General features: G+C 35.1%; 17 protein-coding genes, 1 other RNA gene and 2 riboswitches. Of the genes, 14 read left to right on the forward strand and 4 right to left on the reverse strand.

Annotation, left to right across the window (positions count from 1 at the left end):
* Window positions 1-22: 22 nt before the first annotated feature.
* The 4 genes from ACYUJ6_RS04750 (at window position 23) to lgt (ending at window position 4,643) form a co-directional block, all read left to right on the forward strand.
* Window positions 23-1,390 carry a 2-oxo acid dehydrogenase subunit E2 gene (locus ACYUJ6_RS04750; RefSeq protein ID WP_461844701.1) on the forward strand — a complete coding sequence of 456 codons (1,368 nt, stop codon included), beginning with the start codon at window positions 23-25 and terminating at the stop codon, window positions 1,388-1,390.
* A gap of 56 nt (window positions 1,391-1,446) precedes the next feature.
* On the forward strand, window positions 1,447-3,180 hold the full coding sequence (lpdA, locus tag ACYUJ6_RS04755) for a dihydrolipoyl dehydrogenase (RefSeq protein WP_461844702.1): 1,734 nt from the start codon (window positions 1,447-1,449) through the stop codon (window positions 3,178-3,180).
* Between the two features lie 82 nt (window positions 3,181-3,262).
* Window positions 3,263-3,627, forward strand: an RNA gene (gene rnpB / locus ACYUJ6_RS04760) — RNase P RNA component class A.
* Between the two features lie 245 nt (window positions 3,628-3,872).
* A complete protein-coding gene (gene lgt / locus ACYUJ6_RS04765) occupies window positions 3,873-4,643 on the forward strand; it encodes a prolipoprotein diacylglyceryl transferase (RefSeq protein WP_461844703.1) in 771 nt (256 codons plus the stop codon).
* A gap of 98 nt (window positions 4,644-4,741) precedes the next feature.
* On the opposite strand, the gene ACYUJ6_RS04770 is transcribed toward lgt, so the two are convergent.
* Together ACYUJ6_RS04770 and ACYUJ6_RS04775 are read right to left on the reverse strand one after the other, a co-directional pair.
* Complete coding sequence (locus ACYUJ6_RS04770) at window positions 4,742-5,962, reverse strand: S1C family serine protease (protein ID WP_461844704.1); 1,221 nt, start codon at window positions 5,960-5,962, stop codon at window positions 4,742-4,744.
* A 327-nt stretch (window positions 5,963-6,289) separates the two neighbouring features.
* Window positions 6,290-7,663 carry an ISNCY family transposase gene (locus tag ACYUJ6_RS04775; RefSeq protein ID WP_461843530.1) on the reverse strand — a complete coding sequence of 458 codons (1,374 nt, stop codon included), beginning with the start codon at window positions 7,661-7,663 and terminating at the stop codon, window positions 6,290-6,292.
* Window positions 7,664-7,884: 221 nt separating this feature from the next.
* On the opposite strand from ACYUJ6_RS04775, the gene ACYUJ6_RS04780 reads away from it, so the two are divergent.
* From ACYUJ6_RS04780 to ACYUJ6_RS04810, 7 genes are all read left to right on the forward strand, one after another.
* Entirely contained in the window at window positions 7,885-8,325 is a 441-nt protein-coding gene (locus tag ACYUJ6_RS04780) for a MarR family winged helix-turn-helix transcriptional regulator (RefSeq protein ID WP_461844705.1), read from the forward strand.
* A 13-nt stretch (window positions 8,326-8,338) separates the two neighbouring features.
* The gene (locus ACYUJ6_RS04785) at window positions 8,339-9,730 is read left to right on the forward strand and encodes an MATE family efflux transporter (protein WP_461844706.1); all 1,392 of its coding nucleotides are present in this window, start codon (window positions 8,339-8,341) and stop codon (window positions 9,728-9,730) included.
* 31 nt (window positions 9,731-9,761) lie between these two features.
* Window positions 9,762-10,913: a metallophosphoesterase gene (locus ACYUJ6_RS04790; RefSeq protein ID WP_461844707.1), complete on the forward strand. Its 1,152-nt coding sequence runs from the start codon at window positions 9,762-9,764 to the stop codon at window positions 10,911-10,913.
* Between the two features lie 29 nt (window positions 10,914-10,942).
* Window positions 10,943-12,652, forward strand: coding sequence for a TaqI-like C-terminal specificity domain-containing protein (locus ACYUJ6_RS04795; protein ID WP_461844708.1), 1,710 nt, complete (start codon window positions 10,943-10,945; stop codon window positions 12,650-12,652).
* Window positions 12,649-12,861 carry a hypothetical protein gene (locus tag ACYUJ6_RS04800; protein WP_461844709.1) on the forward strand — a complete coding sequence of 71 codons (213 nt, stop codon included), beginning with the start codon at window positions 12,649-12,651 and terminating at the stop codon, window positions 12,859-12,861. Before ACYUJ6_RS04795 ends, ACYUJ6_RS04800 begins: the two co-directional genes overlap by 4 nt.
* A 143-nt stretch (window positions 12,862-13,004) precedes the next feature.
* Window positions 13,005-13,104: riboswitch (purine riboswitch) on the forward strand.
* A 76-nt stretch (window positions 13,105-13,180) separates the two neighbouring features.
* Window positions 13,181-14,587: an NCS2 family permease gene (locus tag ACYUJ6_RS04805; RefSeq protein ID WP_461844710.1), complete on the forward strand. Its 1,407-nt coding sequence runs from the start codon at window positions 13,181-13,183 to the stop codon at window positions 14,585-14,587.
* 106 nt (window positions 14,588-14,693) lie between these two features.
* Entirely contained in the window at window positions 14,694-15,275 is a 582-nt protein-coding gene (locus tag ACYUJ6_RS04810; protein ID WP_461844711.1) for a YdcF family protein, read from the forward strand.
* Between the two features lie 58 nt (window positions 15,276-15,333).
* Here the strand turns inward: ACYUJ6_RS04810 and ACYUJ6_RS04815 are convergent, their stop codons facing one another.
* Window positions 15,334-15,525 (reverse strand): hydrolase, encoded by a 192-nt coding sequence (locus ACYUJ6_RS04815; RefSeq protein WP_461844712.1) that lies wholly within the window; start codon window positions 15,523-15,525, stop codon window positions 15,334-15,336.
* A gap of 139 nt (window positions 15,526-15,664) precedes the next feature.
* Window positions 15,665-16,246: a GDSL-type esterase/lipase family protein gene (locus ACYUJ6_RS04820; protein WP_461844713.1), complete on the reverse strand. Its 582-nt coding sequence runs from the start codon at window positions 16,244-16,246 to the stop codon at window positions 15,665-15,667.
* A 198-nt stretch (window positions 16,247-16,444) separates the two neighbouring features.
* Window positions 16,445-16,545: riboswitch (purine riboswitch) on the forward strand.
* Window positions 16,546-16,686: 141 nt separating this feature from the next.
* Between ACYUJ6_RS04820 and purE the strand changes: the two genes are divergently transcribed.
* The 3 genes from purE to purF are packed head-to-tail and all read left to right on the forward strand — an operon-like array spanning window position 16,687 to window position 19,361.
* Complete coding sequence (gene purE / locus ACYUJ6_RS04825; RefSeq protein WP_461844714.1) at window positions 16,687-17,166, forward strand: 5-(carboxyamino)imidazole ribonucleotide mutase; 480 nt, start codon at window positions 16,687-16,689, stop codon at window positions 17,164-17,166.
* 1 nt (window position 17,167) lies between these two features.
* A complete protein-coding gene (gene purC, locus ACYUJ6_RS04830) occupies window positions 17,168-17,875 on the forward strand; it encodes a phosphoribosylaminoimidazolesuccinocarboxamide synthase (protein WP_461845443.1) in 708 nt (235 codons plus the stop codon).
* A 40-nt stretch (window positions 17,876-17,915) separates the two neighbouring features.
* On the forward strand, window positions 17,916-19,361 hold the full coding sequence (gene purF / locus ACYUJ6_RS04835; RefSeq protein ID WP_461844715.1) for an amidophosphoribosyltransferase: 1,446 nt from the start codon (window positions 17,916-17,918) through the stop codon (window positions 19,359-19,361).
* Window positions 19,362-19,370 lie beyond the last annotated feature (9 nt).

Below are 19,370 nucleotides of genomic sequence, written 5' to 3' on the forward strand. Positions count from 1 at the left end.
CTAGATTTTAGGGGGGTTTTTAATGAGTTGTATTGAAGTGATGCCGAAACTTGGATTGACCATGACAGAGGGCACCCTGGTAAACTGGCATAAAAACGAAGGAGATAAAATTGAAAAGGGAGAAATTCTCTTTGAGGTTGAAACAGATAAACTTACAAATGAAATAGAGGCGAAAGAAGGAGGAGTACTCAGGAAGATACTTGTTGAAGAAGGTGAAACCGTTAAATGCCTCGTACCTGTTGCCATAATAGCAGGCGAAGGTGAAGACATCTCAGGGCTTTTAAAACAGACAGGCACTAAAGAGGGTGAAGGGGAAAAGAAAGAGGAGGAAAAGCAGCCAGAAGTACGGGCTGAAGTTGAAGCTGCCGGGCCGGTGAAAATGGAAGGCAGGATAAAAATATCCCCTGTGGCCAGAAAACTTGCCCTGCAGAGCGGTGTAAACTATGAACTCATAAAAGGCACGGGCCCCATGGGCAGGATAGTCAGGAAAGATGTGGAGGGGTATATTGAAAATAACCGGATTAAGGTATCTCCTGCTGCTGCAAGGCTGGCAAAGGAACTCAATGTGGATCTTTTAAGCATAAAAAAGGATGGCAGGATAATGAAAGAGGATGTGCTGGAAGCTTCAGAGGCAGCTAAAAACACAGCAGCAGTATCTGAAGGAAAAGCTGAAGAGAAAGTATTGCCGCAGCAGAAAGCAGTAAAAGAAGAGAGCCGCGGTGAAAAGTCAGTGAAGATGTCCGGTATGAGGAAGGTCATTGCAAAAAGAATGAGCGAAAGCGTCAGTGTGTCACCTACTGTTACCTATAATATGACCATGGATATTTCTGAGCTGAAGAGACTTAAAAACAGCATCAAGGATATTTTCAAGGTAACTTATACGGATCTTATTGTAAAAATAGTTTCACAGGTGCTTAGAGAATTTCCACTTGCAAACTGCTCTGTGAAAGGAGACAGCTTCATATTGAAGGACTACGTGAATATGGGAGTGGCAGTTGCCCTGGAGGACGGACTTCTTGTTCCAGTAATAAAGGACAGTGATATAAAAGGGCTGAAAGAAATCAGCACTGAAGTCAGGGAACTTGCGAAGAAGGCCAAAGCAAATCAGCTGGGTCCTGATGAGCTGACAGGAGGTACATTTACCATAACAAATCTGGGCATGTTCGGCATAGATACTTTTTCTCCTATTATAAACCAGCCGGAGGTAGCTATTCTTGGGGTGAATAAGATTGTTGAAACACCAGTAGTGGAAAATGGCGAAATAGTGATAAGACCACTTATGAGTTTGTCGCTTACAGCAGATCACAGAGCCATAGACGGAGCTTACGCAGCCAGATTTTTACAGAAGGTTAAGCAATATGTAGAAAAACCGGGAATGCTTATACTTTGAACTAAGCAGATGTTAATTTAAAAAACATATAGAATCTTGACTTGGGAGGGTATTAAATGAGTTGTTTGGAGATAATGCCGAAACTTGGCCTTACAATGACTGAGGGTATGCTGGCAAAATGGCATAAAAGAGAAGGAGATAAAGTTGAAAAGGGAGAAGTCCTCTTCGAGGTTGAAACAGATAAACTTACAAATGAAGTAGAAGCAAAAGACAGCGGAATTGTAAGAAAGATACTTGTAGAAGAGGGAGAAACGGTAAAATGTCTGGTGCCTGTTGCTGTAATAGCAGCAGAAAATGAAGATATTTCAAACTTGTTAAAAGAAGCAGGTGCAGATGAAGAAGAAACACCGGCTGAAAAATCAGAAAAGCCGGAGGCTCAAGGTGCAGCAGAAGAGGCAGGGATAAAAAATGTGGTGGTTATAGGCGGCGGGCCCGGCGGCTATATAGCTGCCATCCGTGCGGCACAGCTGGGCAATAAGGTAACCCTTGTTGAAAATGGAGAACTTGGCGGAACTTGTTTGAATGTAGGATGCATACCTACAAAAACCCTGCTGCACTCGGCAGATATGTACAGCGAAATAAAAGACAGCAGGAACCTGGGAATTGACGTAGGTGAAGTCAGCATAAACTGGAAAAATGTTCAAAAAAGAAAAAAAAGGATAACAAAACGGCTTGTTGCAGGTGTTAAGGGGCTGCTGTCATACAATAAAGTAGATGTAATCAGGGGATTTGCCAAAATGGAAACTGAAAAATCCATCACAGTTGCAAAAGAGGATGGAGGAACTGAAAAAATTGCTTTTGACAATGCCATAATTTCCACAGGTTCTCTGCCGGTTGTGCCGTTTATACCAGGAATAGGGCTGGAAGGCGTAATTGACAGCACCGGTGCACTGAATTTAAAATCTCTGCCGGAAACAATTGTAATTATAGGTGCAGGGGTAATAGGTATAGAATTTGCCAGTTTGTTCAGTCAGCTTGGAAAGAAAGTGACAATTCTTGAGACACTCCCCTTTATTTTACCCTCTGCAGATAGACAGATTTCAAATTTAATGGCGGATAAATTGTCAAAACAGGGTGCTGAAGTAAATACCGGATGCAGGGTCACTAAAATAGAAAAGACGGAAAATGGGCTTAAGGTGGACTTCCACAAAGAAAATGAGAGCTTTAGCGTGGAAGCTGAAAAGGTACTGGTGACCATAGGAAGAAAGGCCAATACAGAAGGACTTGACCTGGATAAAATAGGAGTAAGAATGGAAAAGGATAATATATGTGTAGATGATCACATGAAAACAAATATAAGCAGTATATATGCCGTGGGAGACTGCACGGGAAAAAATATGCTTGCCCATGTTGCATCCGAACAGGGTGTGGCAGCAGCAGAAAATATATCTGGAAAAGATGTTGAAATGGACTACAAGACGGTACCCTTCTGTGTGTATACAAAACCTGAAATAGCTTTTGCAGGACTTACGGAGGAACAGGCAGTGGAAAGGGGAATTGAATATAAAACAGGGATTTTCCCTATGGGGGCCAATGGGAAGGCAATGATATCCAAGGAAACAGATGGAATAATCAAGATTATCTCGGATAAAAAAACAGAGGAAATTCTTGGTGTGCACATCATGGCACCGGGGGCTACGGATCTTATAACAGAAGGAGCACTGGCACTAAGACTTGAAGCTACCGTGGATGAAATAATCACTACTGTACACGGCCACCCTACCATAGGAGAAGCTTTTAAGGAAGCTGCACTGGCTGTTCAAAAAAGATCCCTTAATTCTGTAAATTAAAAATCAAGTTATTTTAATAATTCTAAGCTTTAATGATTTTTACTATTGTAATATAACATTAACTATGATATTATGAATACCGTAAGTAAATCAGACAATCGCTGCTGTAGAATTACAGGAGAGGAAAGTCCGAGCTTCACAGGGCAGGGTGCTGGGTAATACCCAGTCAGGGTGACTTGAAGGAAAGTGCAACAGAAATATACCGCTGCAGATAACAGGATATTTTGTCTTGTCCTGCAGTAAGGATGGAAAGGCGAGGTAAGAGCTCACCAGCGCAGGGGTGACTTTGCGGCTATGTAAACCCCATCTGAAGCAAGATCGAATAGGAAAGCATAAAAAAAGCGGCCCGCTTTGCTTTCGGGTAGTATCGCTGGAGCCCACTGGCAACAATGGGCCTAGATAGATGATTGTCTAATACAGAACTCGGCTTATAGATTTACTTAACCATTGAAAACACTGGGTTTCAAACTTAGTGTTTTTCATTTTATCATACTTCTAACCATCAATCAATTTTGAAATACTATCCGTGGCCTGTTTTTGCATCTTTTTATTTACGTGGAAATATAATATTTGCGGTATCTCTTCATGTGGAATAATATGTTAAATTGCTAAAGAATTGATACTTTGCTACAATTACTATAGTGTTTTCTATTTTAAATACTAGATAAATTTAAAGAAAGGTTGTAATATTTATGGATCCGATAGCTTTTTCCATCAATGGCTTTGCAATAAGATGGTATGGAATTATGATAGCTTTAGGGGTATTGGCAGCCATCTTATTGGCTGATTTTAACTGCAAGTATAAAAAATATAATTTTGATGTCTTGATAGATGTGTTTTTAGTGTCATTTCCATTTGCAATTATAGGTGCAAGGGCCTATTATGTTATTTTCCAATTTAAATATTATGAAGGCAGTCTAATGGATATGATAAATATAAGACAGGGCGGGCTGGCAATTCACGGTGGGCTCATATTCGGGCTGCTGGCTGCCTATATATTTACCAGATATAAAAAAGTGGACTTCATAAAATTGGTGGATTCCGCAGCACCCTCTATAATACTTGCCCAGGCAATAGGCAGGTGGGGGAATTTTTTTAATGGCGAGGCCCACGGAGGACCGGTAACTTATGAATTCATAAGTAAATTTCCTCTTTTTATACAAAAGGGAATGTACATAAATGGTGCTTATTATCATCCTACATTTTTATATGAATCCATTTGGGATTTGATTGTGTGTGCCATTTTAATATATATTTTTAGGAAAAGACATAAAAGAGGTTCTGTAATAGCAGCTTATATTGGTTTATATTCTTTAGGAAGGTTTTTTATAGAAGGATTGAGGACAGACAGCTTAATGCTGGGAAATATAAGAATTGCCCAGCTAATGAGCTTTGTGGGAATTTTATTAAGTATGGGTTATTTTGTGTACTTGAGGATTAAGAAGGGCAGGGGCTTGTCTTAGCTGTTCAATTTATATATTGTTAAGGTTAATTGTCAGCAAAAAAAAGGCTGATTCAAAACTTATTTTGAATCAGCCTCTGTTTAAAAATATCCTATTCTCTATTCTGTCAGTTTTAGTTCCAGTGTTTTGGTAGTTTCATTTCTGTAAACTACTACTGAAACTACATCACCGGATTTATGTGAAGACTTTATCTGGTTTATCTCATCCACGGTTTTAACTGATTTACCGTCGAATTTTTGTATAATGTCCCCTTCCTTCAGCCCGGCGCTTTCAGCTGCACTGGATTGCTCAACTTCTTTTACATAAACACCCTGGGGTATGTTATATTGACGTGACAGACTTGAATCAATATCTATGCATGCAATTCCAATTTTCAATGCGGGTTTTAAAAGACCGTTTAATTTGGAAGCTACAGTATTTATCGGAATGGCAAAGCCTATTCCTTCAACTCCGTTTCCACCTATTTTAGCGGAATTTATCCCGATTACCTGTCCAAGGGAATTTACAAGAGCTCCTCCGCTATTTCCCGGATTTATAGCTGCATCTGTCTGTAAAAAGCTTTGAGTAGTATTTCCAACACTGATTTGTCTTTTTGTAGCGCTTATAATACCGCTTGTTACAGAACCTAAAAGCTCCTTCCCCAGAGGATTGCCAATGGCAACTACGGAATCACCTACTTGAACATTATCAGAGTTGCCCAGTTCTGCCACTGCAGGCATTTGAGTTTTAGTAGTTACCTGTATTACAGCTAAATCTTGATTTTCATCATAATTTACAATTTTAGCAGCTACTTCTTTTTTGTTGCTCAGTATTACACTTATACTTTGAGCACCCTCTACTACGTGGTAATTGGTAAGTATATATCCATCAGAATTTATTATTATTCCTGAACCCATCCCATCTTCCTCATTATCATTATTGCTGTCCTGATTTCCTGAAAAACCAAATATATCTGATGATTCAGAAATGGATTTTGTAGATACACCTACCACGGCAGGACTTACTTTTTTTGCTATTTCCGTTATAGTAAGACCGTTTTTATTTGAAGTAGATATAGGGGAAGCCTGGGTTTGTGGAGTTTTGGTTTCCGATAAATTCATACTTTCATAAAGAGGCGTATTTTTGAAAAAGTCTGTATTCGGAACTACGTATAAAAAAGCTGCAGCAGATAAAAAACCACCTATTAAACTGGATATCAGTGCCACAGATATATAGGATAAAACTCTTCTGCCTTTAGAATGATTTCTAAATAATTTGTTTTTGCAGCGGGATAGTATGTTTATTCTTGTAGTATCCTGGTTTTTATCATAATTATCCATATTAAAATTCCTCCTTGAAAAGTTTCTAGAACTTATATTATGATTATATAATAGATTTTATTTGTTACAGTTATATGTCAAAACTGTTAACTAGTTATGACAATTCTGTTTAATATATGTTACAAGTGTTCTCAATTCTCCAATTAAAAAAGTGTGTCAACCATTTTCGAAAATGTCCCAAAATAAGTGAAACATTAGCACCAATAATCAATTGGTGCTCTACTTATTTTAAGTCCTAATTTTAGGTACACTAAACATACCTACTGCTTGATATTTTTTTAAAAAAATGCAGAGGTCGTTTTTGAATCTATTTATTTTAAATTAACATTAGCAAGTCTTACTTGCCCTATGCGCTTGCTTTTCTAGATATGCTTGGAATGATGCTTGCTTCCAAGGGTGACTCATTGGTGGCAGGTAGCGCTTATGTTTTTTAGGGTTATCTTCTACAAAATCAAAATTCTTTGACTTAGTTTCATGAACCTGTAATTCTTCTAAACCATATATTTTATTGCCTACACTGACGTATAAACCATCATTAAAGGCTTTTATAACTAAGGCATCAGTACCTTTTCTAAAGTAAATAGGATGGTTGTTGGCATCAACAAGTTTATAATACTTATTATTGAATTTTACACAATGTCCACAATCAATCTTACGATCTGCTAAAACAGCAAGTGTTAAATTAATTTTATCAATAGATGGTTGTTTTTCAAACACAGATTTGGTATGATTGATTTCAAGAGCAAATTTGGTATTGAATTCTTTTATGTAGTGATTCAAGAATTCATTTGCCTGTTCCAGGCTTGTTACACCTGCTAGCTCAAGTTCTAAGGGTAATCGTGATTGTAATGTTTGGAATAGGCGTTCTACACGACCCTTTGCTTGAGGGACACTACTAGTTTTAATTTCAATACCTAATTGTTTGCAGGCATATCCAAATTGTGTAAAGGTATCCTCCTCTGTAGTTGGAGCTTTCTTTTGTTTGTATTCAAATACAGTTCTTCGATCAGTGAATAACATATATGGGATACCGTATTGTACAAGAATCTGATTCAATACATTGTAATATCCTTTCAGGGTTTCCTGTTCATCAAAGTACCCGCCAACAATAGCACCAGTTGAATCATCAATGGCTATGTGGAGCTGGGATTTAGTGTTTCCAAACCAAAGATGTAAAGATGCATCCATCTGGATCATTTCACCAAAGTAAGCACAACGTGGTCGGCGCGGATGAGCGTCTTCAATAGCAATAATGGATCTATCAATTTCTAACTTATCGTCTGTGGATAAATTGGAACTTTTTTGTTTCTCTAGTAATTCCATTTTCACCCTCATTTTCGTAACACGACAGGCTTTGGGAGATATGATATGTTCAGCCATAAGGATTGTGTTAATAGTGCTAGGAGCAATAGAAATGCCTTCATAAGCAGCTAAAAGCTCAGAGTAGTGTGTAAAGTTTGCTCCATGATATTTAGTTTGATATAAATCAATAATTTTACGTCTAGTCTCTTCTGAAAAGCAATTGATAGGCTTGCGGCCTTTATTCCCGTGGACAAAGAAATCCTTGCCCTTAGCACAATATCCATTTACCATTCTATTCACATGTCTAACAGAACAATCAAGACGAATAGCAGCAGCTTTCTTATTACCATTGGTTTCTACTAATTTTTTAATAATCTTATATTTAAAATCTTCTTTCATACTTAATTCTACCTTTCTAATTATGTCCACCTCATTTCTTATTGTCATGAGGTATATTCTAACATTATTTTTTATTTATTTGGGACATAATCGCAAATGGTATACTAAGACATTATCACAAATCAATCATAGTTCTCAATTCTCCAATTAAAAAAGTGTTGACGTTGTTGATTAACTATAGTATAATAATATTTTGTGAAATTAATTAGGAGGCTAAATAAATGGAAGACAAATTAGACTGTGGGGCATGCAGCGGGCTTATGACCCATTGGTTGAGATTGATATATAGGAATATGACAAATCTACATAATACAAAATTGATAAGATATAATTTAACTACATCACAGGTTGGGGTGCTTATACAATTATTGATGGAAGATGGATTAACCCAGAAAAAGATGTCACAGAGACTTCAAATAAGACCGGCTTCGATTACATCACTGGTGAATACCTTGGCTTTAAAAGGATGGGTAAAAAGAAAAGAAGATTCAGGGGATGCCAGAATAAATAGAATTTACATAACAGAAGAAGGCAGGAATATTACCTTTAAATGTATAAAAGTAAATGATGAAGTTGAAAAGGTACTGGACAAAGATTTTTCCAAAACAGAAAAACAGATGATGCTGTATTGGTTGAAAAAACTGTATAAAAATTTATTATAGGAGGTAATGATATTTGGAACGTTCAGTTAAATTAAGGGACAAAAAAGTAAGTAAGTTATTGTTGGAATTTTCCATACCCGCCATAATCGGTATGCTGGTAAACTCCATGTATATTGTAATAGATAGGATTTTTATAGGGAGAGTTGTAGGTGCAATGGCTATATCAGGAGTAAGCTTGACTTTCCCCATTGGAATACTTATAATGGCTTTTGGTATGTTGGTTGGAATTGGTGCTGCTGCAAATATATCTATAAAATTGGGACAGGATAAAAAAGGTGAAGCAGAGCATATATTGGGTAATGCACTTGTGCTTCTTGTTATAGTAGGTATAATAGTTACCATTTCAGGACTTGTATTTGTAGAACCAATGCTTGTGGCCTTTGGAGCCAGCAGCAATACATTGACTTATGCCAAGGAATTTATAATTATAATAATTGCAGGTTCCATATTTCAAATAATAGGCTTTGGACTTAACAATATAATACGTTCAGAAGGAAATCCTAAGAAGGCCATGACCACAATGCTCATAGGTGCCATAACCAATATAATTTTAGATTATATATTTATATATCTGTTTCATTTTGGTATAAGAGGTGCAGCTTCAGCTACTGTGATTTCCCAGGGCATAAATATGATATGGGTGCTTTATTATTTCTTGAAGGGAAATAGCCTGCTTAAAATAAAAAAAGAAAATTTGATTTTAAAAGTGGAAACAATAAAGAATATATTTTCCATAGGTATGTCACCATTTGCCATGCAGCTGGCAGCCAGCCTTGTAAATGTAATATTAAACAAGAGCCTGGCAGTATACGGCGGTGATTTGGCCATAGGAGCCATGGGCATAATAAACGGTATAACAACTATGATATTTATGCCTATATTTGGAATCAACCAGGGTGCTCAACCAATAATAGGATTTAATTATGGAGCAAAATTGTACACCCGTGTGAAAAGTGCACTTAAACTGGCTATTATAGCAGCTACTGCTATAGCCACAATAGGAGCACTGGGTGCCCACATTTTCCCATATGTGCTAGTGGGCCTTTTTAACAAAACAGATGTGAATTTAACTAATATAACAGTAAATGGCATTAGAATATTTATGATTTTATTCCCTATAGTAGGATTTCAGATAGTAAGCTCTAATTTCTTCCAGGCTATAGCAAAAGCAAAGATATCCATGTTTCTGGCACTTTTAAGGCAGGTAATAGTTCTTATACCAATGCTATTGATACTACCTAAAATATTCGGACTAAATGGAGTCTGGATGTCAGGGCCTGTTTCAGATGGTGTATCTTCTGTACTTACAGCCTTATTTCTGGCATTTGAAATTAAAAAGCTGAAATTACAAAAGGAAGCAGTAATTTCTTCTGATTCTGAATTTCCACCAGAATGTGCAAAATAAATTGGGACTTTATTAAAAACAAGGTGATTTTATGATATACGTAATTGGAATTTTGTCAATATTTATATTTGCCGGGGTAAATTTATATATTGGAAGAACTATTTTTGAAACCTTTGAATATTTTATACCATCTATAAATCCGTATATTTACTGGGTTATATTTATATTTATTGTATTATCCTTTTTTATAGGAAGATTTTTAAAAAAATTCATATCTGAATTTATCAGCAGAATATTTTATTTGATAGGCTGCTACTGGCTGGCTGTAATTCTCTATTTTATGATAGCTGCAATAATATTTCAGATTGTCAATTTAATCAATTATTTTTTACCTTTTTTAAATACTGTAAGTCAAGGCAGGACGAAAGCCATATTTTATATTATTTCAATAACAATAATCTGTACTATTTTAATAATTGGTACTTATAATGCCAATACAATAAAGTGGGCAAAATATAACCTGCAGGTTAGAAAGAATATGAATGGCATTGAAAAATTGAATGTGGTAATGGTATCTGACATTCATGCAGGCAGAATAATAGGTGAAAATAAATTGAAAAAATTAGTAAGCGGCATAAATTCCCTGGAACCTGATCTGGTTATTTTGGCAGGGGATGTTATAGACGACGATGTAAATCTAGGAACTCTGGAAAGCATTCTTGCACCGTTAAAAAATATAAATACTGTATATGGTGTATATGCGGTGTTTGGAAACCATGAGTATATAGGTAAAAATACAAAATATATGACAGAAATATATGAGAGATTAAATATAGAACTTTTAGTGGATGAAGTAAAAAATGTAGATGATAGATTTTATATAATAGGCCGAAATGATATGGCCTGTAAAAGTTTTGCAGGTAAAGGCAGAAAAAATATTTTTCAATTGACAGATAAATGCGACAAAACAAAACTATTGATAGCAGTAGATCACAAGCCGGTGGAATTGGAAAATTGCAAAAATGCGGGAATAGATGTTCAGTTTTCCGGTCATACTCATAGAGGTCAGTTTTATCCCTTGAATCTTATAACTAAAAGAGTGTTTAAAATTGATTGGGGATATTTAAGAGACTGCAATTTTAATATTATAGTTTCTTCAGGATTTGGAACCTGGGGCCCTCCCATAAGGGTTCACAGTAAATCTGAGATTGTTCAGGTTGTTATTAAGGGAACTGTGAATTGAAAATTCAATAAAGAGGAGGACAGTTTTTAATGAAGAAGCAGCAGGAACCTGTTGTATTAGGTAAAGTTTATGAAAAATCTATGGATAGGGAAGAAAGAAAAGAAAAGGGAAGTTTTTATACACCTCATTGCATAGTGGATTATATAGTAGAAAATATTATATCTGATTTGGATGTCAAAAAAAATCCTTTTGTGAAGATATTGGATCCTTCCTGCGGCAGCGGATACTTTTTAATAAAAGTATATGAAGTTCTAATGAAAAAATTCAGTGAAAATCTAGAACTTCTTAGATATGATTTTAAAGACGAAAATTACAGGGTTGAAGATGAAAACGGCATTAAATATATAAAGGGCATGGAATACTGGCAGTATTCCAATTTAAGTTATCATATACTTAAAGAATGCATATATGGTGCAGATATAGACGGCTTTGCCGTAAAACTGGCAAAAATAAATTTATACAATAAAAGTGGAATTAATTTAAATCTTAAGCATAATATTGTATGCTGCAACAGTTTGATAAAATGGGAAAGAGGACATGGCGAAAAAGAAGGGAAAGGTTTGGAACCCGAAGATATAGGTGAATTTTGGAGAAAAAAGTATGACTATATACTGGGAAATCCACCCTGGATATCATTGAGCAGAAAATATAAAAAGAATATAAAAGATAAGTTAATGGATTATTATAATAAAAACTATGGTGGAAATACTTATTTGCCTAATTTGTATGAATATTTTATGAAAAGATCCATGGAACTTCTGAAACCACATGGAAGATTTGGATTTATAATACCAGACAGGCTGGCCAGTAATCTTTACTATAAGGACTTCAGAAAAAAACTGCTTGAAAATTATAATATATTGAATCTGGTTTTTGAAATAAAATTTCCAGAGGTGAATGCTGATTCCATGATTATTATAGCTGAAAATAGTTATGAAAGCCACAACAGGGTGAAAATAGACATATGTAAAAAGAGGATCTATACTATAAGTCAGCAGCAGTATTTGAAAAACTTGAATTTCGAGTTTTCATACTGCTATAATATTAAAGGTATGGACATAAAGGAGTGCATTGAAAAACGGAGCAGGGCACTTTCCGACATATGCAGTACCTTTACTGGATTTATAGGATACAGCAGCAAGATGACTTCCAATAAAATTCACCTCAGTCAAGTTAAAGTATTAAAAGGTGAAAATATAAGGAAGTTTGAGATATCAGGCAGCTATTATTATGATTTTATTCCTGAAAATATAAAAGGCGGAACCAAGAATGTAAAAAAACTTGCAGGTAAAAACAAGATACTTATAAGAAAAACAGGGAAAAGTTTAACAGCAGCGCTGGATTCTGAAGGATGTATAATAGAACAGTCCTTATATGGAGTAATAAGTAAAAACAAGGAAGTTTCTGTTTATTATATTTTAGGAATTTTGAATTCAACATTAATACAGTGGTACTATTTGAACTTTTTAATAACAAATCCTCACTCAACCCCTCAGATTAAAAAATATAGTTTAGACCAAATACCTATATATAAATGTAATTTACAAGATATGATGAAGGTGGAAAAGTTAGTATGTAAAATAATGTGTAAAAAACAGGAAAGAACCGTGCTGGCAAAAGAATTAGACGAAATCGTATTTGGCCTGTATAATATTGATTATAGGCACAGGCATATTATAGTCGATGAAGTAGAAAGCAGCAGGAATTGTAAAAAATCAGGCTGGGGGGATGATTTGTGATAACCTTATTTTGTATTTTATTCATAATTTTCATATTGTATCTTGTATTATCCATCATAGGAATTGTAATGCTTCCAATTGTAGGAATAGTAATATTTATAGCTTTTGTCATGGCGGTAATTGGCATTATTTTTAAAATAGTGTTTTCACTGCCTTTTCTCATAATAATTATAATATTAGGAGCACTGTATGTGGGTAAGAATAGATGATAAACTATAACATTCGATATGTAACGAACTATATAGACTGTATGATCCATATAGTCTTAGTATGTAGGAATATTAGTAAACTATTTTAGAGAAACGTGTTGACTTATTATATATATGATGGTAATATAATTACGTAAATTTAATAAGTTTTTCAGAAGAACATTCGTATAATCTTGATAATATGGTTCAAGAGTTTCTACCAGGGGGCCAAAACCTTTGACTATGAGTGAATTCCGGGAAGAAAATATTTTTTAAGTATTTTCTAATTTGGATTATCACATAATTCATATTAGAAATTTTTTATTTTGGAGGTATCGACATGGAAGTTCAAAAATCTAAGTTGGATTCATTTTTTAAGTTAACTGAGAACAACACTAATGTAAAAACAGAAATTCTAGCAGGCATTACCACCTTTATTACCATGGCCTATATAATTTTTGTAAATCCAAGTATACTTATGCAGGCTGGTATGAACAGCAAGAATCTTATGGGAGATGCAGCTGTTAAAGCCGGAATTTCTGCAATTAATGATCCTGTAGTTGCATCAATATTTGTAGCAACTTGTATAGCAGCGGCTATTGGAACTTTTGTCATGGCACTTTATGCAAATCTTCCTTTTGCACAGGCACCTGGTATGGGGTTAAATGCATTCTTTACCTATAGTGTTTGTATAGGAATGGGCTATAGGTGGCAGCAGGCACTGGCAGCAGTTCTTGTTTCAGGAATAATATTTATAATAATTACAGTTACATCTATAAGGGAAAAAATTGTGGATGCTCTTCCTCACAATTTAAAATTGGCCATATCAGGTGGTATAGGTCTTTTTATAGCTCTTATAGGTCTTAAAAATGCAGGAATTGTAATATCCGATCCTGCTACCCTGGTGGCTTTTGGAAAATTGACAACTCCACATGTACTGCTTGCAATCATAGGCATTTTGATTACAGCTGTACTTATGGCAAGAAAGGTCAAGGGCTCAATACTCATTGGAATAATTTTAACTACTATAATCGGAATACCTTTTGGAGTAACCCATACTTCAGGTATACAAGTTATAAGTGCCCCGCCTTCACTTTCACCTACATTTTTTGCTTTTGATTTCAAGGGACTTTTAGGAATAGGAAAAGCTGGTGCGGTAGGTGCCATTACAAGTTTGATCATGGTAATTGTAACTTTTACTTTAGTAGACTTGTTTGATACTATAGGTACTCTTGTGGGAACGGCGGAAAAGGCCGGTATGGTGGATAAGAACGGAAGAGTTAAAAATATGCATAAGGCTCTTTTATCAGATGCCCTGGCAACTACCATAGGATCCTTACTTGGGACAAGCACTGTTAACACATATGTGGAATCTACTGCTGGTGTTACAGCAGGAGGAAGAACCGGACTCACTTCTTTTACTGTAGGAATATTGTTTATACTTTCATTGTTTTTTTCAGGACTAGTTGGCATAGTTCCAACTGAAGCCACAGCTCCAGCTCTTATAATTGTAGGTGCACTTATGATGGGAGTAGTTACTAAAATAAACTTTGATGATTTTACAGAAGCTCTGCCGGCTTTTTTTGCCATAGCTTTTATGCCTTTTAGTTATAGTATAGCAAATGGTATTGCAGCAGCAATAATATTTTACCCTGTAGTTAAAGTGGTTACAGGAAGATACAAGGAAGTTCATCCAATAGTATATGTACTTGCAGCACTTTTTATATTCAGGTTTGCTATGCTTTAATCAATTGCAGCCATGAATAAACTATTAAATATAAGAATATAAGGTTGAAATTCCGTTTCCAATACACTATGATATTGTAGATGATAAGATGATAGGTGGTTTTTGTATGAGCAGGAAATTGAAATTTGTGCTGTGTTTTACCACTATAGCATTTGTAGCTGTTTTGCTGACGGGATTTCAAATAATTTTTTTTGGGGAAAATGCGGAGCCGGAAAAATCAGATTGTATAATTGTACTCGGCTGTAGAGTATACGGTACCACTCCCAGCCCGTTTTTAGTGTGGAGACTGAATAGGGGACTTCAGCTTTATAATAGTGGCTATGGAAAATATATTGTTGTATCTGGAGGAAAGGGTACTGGCGAAAATATATCTGAAGCTGAGGCCATGAAGGGATACTTGGTATCCAGGGGAATAGACAGCTCAAAAATAATAATGGAGGACAAATCCGCATCTACTATGGCGAATCTAATAAACTCCAAAAAAGCAATGGATGAAATGGGACTTAAAAGTGCAGTAATAGTGTCCAATAAGTACCATTTAAAAAGGGCATCTCTCATGGCACAAAGTCAGCATATAGACGGAAGTTATTCAGGAGTGTTCGTATCTTCACATAGAAGGGAAGAAATCAGCGGCTATATTAGAGAAATACCAGCCATGTGGAAATATTATCTTGTTAAATTATTTTAAAAATCAGTTTGCTGAATTATTAAAAATATACCTCATAACTATGTTATGAGGTATATTTTTAATCCACAAAACTGTTCCAGTAATTTGAGTAATCAAGTACTATTGAATCTGACTTTGCATCCTCTATATTATAACAATAAGCTAATTCTTTTATAAAATCTTTTGCTGACAATCCGGATTCAGAAATTAAATCTCCAATCTGTTTTTGTAAATCCTCAGGTATTTTAGAAAAACAGGAAGTAGTATTCATTTTAACAAATCCTCCTATACAATATTAATATATTATATGTTATATAATTTTAATAAGTGATATATAACTCATACTACATTTTAAATGTATCATTTTGTGCATGAAATGTCAATAAAGAGTAGCTTATATATATAAATATTTATACTAAAGATTTAAATAAATTTATTGTGCATTCTGCCATCAATTTATGTCCTAATGGTGAGGGGTGTAAACCGTCTATAAATAAATGATGGGCACTTGTATCCTTCAATTTTTCCAGAAAACAATTATAAAAATCTATGTAGTAAAAATTATTTTCACTGCAGAATTGTATTATCCACTTTCTATAGTCTCCTTGAAGTTGAATTGTTTTTTCATAATCAAGAGTATTATCCCACTTTTTTTCAGCTATAGTTTTATTTACGGCAGGCTCTATTCCTATTATTGGAGTTATTTTTGAAGCTGAGGCTTCTTTTACAATTAAGGTTAAATTATCTGTCACCATCTTTAAGGGCCTGTTGCTCATAAAATCATTGCATCCACCCATGATTATTACATAATCCGGATGATTTTTTATTACATCTTCATAAGAACGCGATAACATTCCGGAAGTGGTATCTCCATTTGCACCTTTATTTAAGACTTCCATTTGGAGGGGCTCTTTTATAAGCCATACCCAGCTGTCATCTTTCACAACACCATATCCGAAAGTTAAACTATCTCCTATGCATACTAATTTCATTTTGAATACCTCCTTAGTTTTATATAGTTCCTGGAATTAAGTGTCTTGAACTTGTCCATTTAATAATAATGTTCGATATGATACGAATATTATTCACATAAATGATGCTACAATTTCAATTTATACGAATATTACAAGATAAATTGAAGTTAATATATTGAATTATATAATTTCATATGTTAATATAATTATATCAGAAACAAATACAAATGGAGCATCCATATAATCCTAATAATCTGGTTTAGGAGTTTCTACAGGAAGCCGTAAATTTCCCGTCTATGGATAAACTTATTTGAGACTGCATATTTTTGTCATGCTGAATTTTAAAAATAAGTTTGCCAATTTCAAGGTTCCCTGTAGATTCATGATTATGGATTTTAGGGATCCTTTTATATTTAGGAAATATAATACAGGCATTATCTATTTTAAGGAGGATACATATGAAGGTAGCAATTATATTTGGAAGCAGTTCTGACATTGATAAGATGAAAGGAGCAGCTAAAGCTTTAAAAGAGTTTGATATTGAATATGAAGCTTATATTTTATCAGCTCATAGAGTTCCGGAAAAACTTTTAGAAACTGTAAAAAAGTTGGAAAATGAAGGCTGTGAGTGTATCATTTCAGGTGCAGGTCTTGCGGCACATCTTCCGGGGGTTATTGCAGCTAATACAACGGTACCTGTTATAGGAGTACCGCTTAATGCAGCTGTTTCAGGGCTTGACTCCCTGTTCTCAATAGTACAGATGCCAAAATCAATACCAGTTGCTACAGTTGGCATAAATAACAGTTACAATGCTGGAATGCTGGCAGTGGAGATTTTGGCACTTAAATATTCTGAAATTAAACAGAAATTAATCAAATATAGAAAAGATATGAAGGAAAAATTTATTAATGAAAATGGAAAAGGAGTGGAATTATAAGATGGAAAAGGGAAAGATGATATATGAGGGAAAAGCAAAGAAGGTATATGAAACTGATGATAAAGACAGGGTTATAATCTATTATAAGGATGATGCTACAGCTTTCAATGGAGAGAAAAAAGGACAGATTTCAGATAAAGGCGTAATGAACAACACAATAACTTCAATGCTTTTTGAGCTTTTAGAGAAACATGGAATAGAAACTCATTTTGAAAAAAAATTAAGTGACAGGGAGCAGCTCTGCAAAAAAGTTGATATAATTCCCCTTGAAGTAATAGTGAGAAACGTAGCAGCAGGAAGCATGGCGAAAAGATTGGGCTTAAAAGAGGGAACTGCACTTAAAACTACAGTTTATGAATTGAGTTATAAAGATGATGATCTGGGAGATCCTCTTATAAATGATTATCACGCAGTCGGAATTGGAGCTGCTACTTTTGATGAACTCAAGGTTATTTATGATATGACGGCAAAGATAAATGATGTTTTGAAAGAGTTCTTTTTAAAGCAGGGAATAAAATTAATAGACTTCAAAATCGAATTTGGAAAATTTAATGGAAAGATACTTTTAGCTGATGAAATATCACCGGATACCTGCAGATTGTGGGATGCGAAAACCAATGAAAAATTAGATAAAGATAGGTTTAGAAGAGATTTGGGCAATGTAAAGGAAGCATACCAGGAAATATTAAAAAGAATAAGCAATAATTAGTTAAAATACTTATTCTATGGGTATAAAAGGAGAGAAGTTTATGTGCACTTTAAATGATAAATTTAACACTTGTTCCTGTATTGATTTGGAGGAGGATAAATTTAAAGATGAATGTGGTGTATTTGGTATATTTTCTAAAAATGATTTGGATATAGCATCTCTCACCTATTATGGACTCTATGCGCTGCAGCATAGAGGACAGGAGAGTGCAGGAATTGTAGTTTCCGATGGAAATGAATTTAAATACCATAAGGGAATGGGACTTGTTTCAGATGTATTTGATAAAAAATTGCTGGATGGACTAAAGGGGAAAAGTGCTATAGGCCATGTGAGATATTCTACGGCGGGATCCAGTACTTTAAATAATGCCCAGCCTCTTATAGTTAAATATAAATTGGGATCTATTGCTATAGCCCATAATGGTAATTTAGTTAATGCAGATGTTATAAGAGCACTTCTAGAAGACGCAGGGTATATTTTTCAAACTTCTGTGGATTCAGAAGTTATTTTAAGCCTTATTGCACGGGAGGCAAAAAGGGATATAGGCAAGGCTGTAGTAGATGCGGTTCAGGCTGTAAAAGGATCTTATGCCATTGTTATTTTGACGGAAAATGAGCTCATAGGTGTCAGGGATCCAAATGGAATAAGACCTCTTTGCATAGGTGAGTTAAATGGAGATTATATACTGTGTTCTGAAAGCTGTGCACTGGATTCAATAGGTGCGAATTTTGTAAGAGATGTGGAGCCGGGAGAAATTGTCATAATAAATGAAGATGGAATTAAATCTATAAACTTTGCAGAAAAGACAAAATGTGAAACCTGTTCTTTCGAGTATATATATTTTGCAAGACCGGACAGCACAATAGACGGTATAAATGTTTATACCTCCAGAATCAAGGCAGGAAAAATACTCTATAGTGAAAGTCCTGCAGAAGCAGATGTGGTAATAGGTGTTCCTGATTCGGGAATACCAGCTGCACTTGGATATTCGGAAGCTTCGGGTATTCCTTATGCCATAGGGCTTATAAAAAATAAATATGTGGGAAGGACATTTATATCCCCTTCCAAGGAACTCAGATCCAAAGCTGTAGCTGTAAAATTAAATCCACTTAAAGTAAATATCCAGGGTAAAAGAGTTGTAATAGTTGATGACTCCATAGTAAGGGGAACCACAAGCAAAAAACTTGTACAGATACTGAGAGGAGCAGGAGCTGCAGAGGTTCATTTTAGAGTCAGCTCTCCTGTAGTGAAATACCCCTGCTATTTTGGAATTGACACTCCCTATAGGAATGGTCTAATAGGTTCCAGTGCAAGGGTGGAAGAGATTAGAGACGAAATAGGAGCGGACAGTTTGGGATATATCAGTATAGACGGAACTTTAAAATCTTTGGAATGTAATGCTGAAAGAGGATACTGCGTAGGGTGTTTTAGCGGAGTTTATCCCATATCTGCACCTATGGAGAAGGACAAAAATTATTTAGAGTAAAGGATGGTT

The organism is Clostridium sp. JNZ X4-2 (assembly GCF_054889485.1).

What these genes read in the sequence shown, in the direction of transcription:
- ACYUJ6_RS04820 (WP_461844713.1), bottom strand. Translation starts at nt 16,246, where the DNA reads ATGAAATTAGTATGCATAGGAGATAGTTTAACTTTCGGATATGGTGTT.
- ACYUJ6_RS04815 (WP_461844712.1), bottom strand. Translation starts at nt 15,525, where the DNA reads ATGAATACTACTTCCTGTTTTTCTAAAATACCTGAGGATTTACAAAAA.
- ACYUJ6_RS04780 (WP_461844705.1), top strand. Translation starts at nt 7,885, where the DNA reads ATGGAAGACAAATTAGACTGTGGGGCATGCAGCGGGCTTATGACCCAT.
- lgt (WP_461844703.1), top strand. Translation starts at nt 3,873, where the DNA reads ATGGATCCGATAGCTTTTTCCATCAATGGCTTTGCAATAAGATGGTAT.
- purF (WP_461844715.1), top strand. Translation starts at nt 17,916, where the DNA reads ATGTGCACTTTAAATGATAAATTTAACACTTGTTCCTGTATTGATTTG.
- ACYUJ6_RS04750 (WP_461844701.1), top strand. Translation starts at nt 23, where the DNA reads ATGAGTTGTATTGAAGTGATGCCGAAACTTGGATTGACCATGACAGAG.
- ACYUJ6_RS04770 (WP_461844704.1), bottom strand. Translation starts at nt 5,962, where the DNA reads ATGGATAATTATGATAAAAACCAGGATACTACAAGAATAAACATACTA.
- purE (WP_461844714.1), top strand. Translation starts at nt 16,687, where the DNA reads ATGAAGGTAGCAATTATATTTGGAAGCAGTTCTGACATTGATAAGATG.
- ACYUJ6_RS04805 (WP_461844710.1), top strand. Translation starts at nt 13,181, where the DNA reads ATGGAAGTTCAAAAATCTAAGTTGGATTCATTTTTTAAGTTAACTGAG.
- lpdA (WP_461844702.1), top strand. Translation starts at nt 1,447, where the DNA reads ATGAGTTGTTTGGAGATAATGCCGAAACTTGGCCTTACAATGACTGAG.
- ACYUJ6_RS04795 (WP_461844708.1), top strand. Translation starts at nt 10,943, where the DNA reads ATGAAGAAGCAGCAGGAACCTGTTGTATTAGGTAAAGTTTATGAAAAA.
- ACYUJ6_RS04810 (WP_461844711.1), top strand. Translation starts at nt 14,694, where the DNA reads ATGAGCAGGAAATTGAAATTTGTGCTGTGTTTTACCACTATAGCATTT.
- ACYUJ6_RS04775 (WP_461843530.1), bottom strand. Translation starts at nt 7,663, where the DNA reads ATGAAAGAAGATTTTAAATATAAGATTATTAAAAAATTAGTAGAAACC.
- purC (WP_461845443.1), top strand. Translation starts at nt 17,168, where the DNA reads ATGGAAAAGGGAAAGATGATATATGAGGGAAAAGCAAAGAAGGTATAT.
- ACYUJ6_RS04790 (WP_461844707.1), top strand. Translation starts at nt 9,762, where the DNA reads ATGATATACGTAATTGGAATTTTGTCAATATTTATATTTGCCGGGGTA.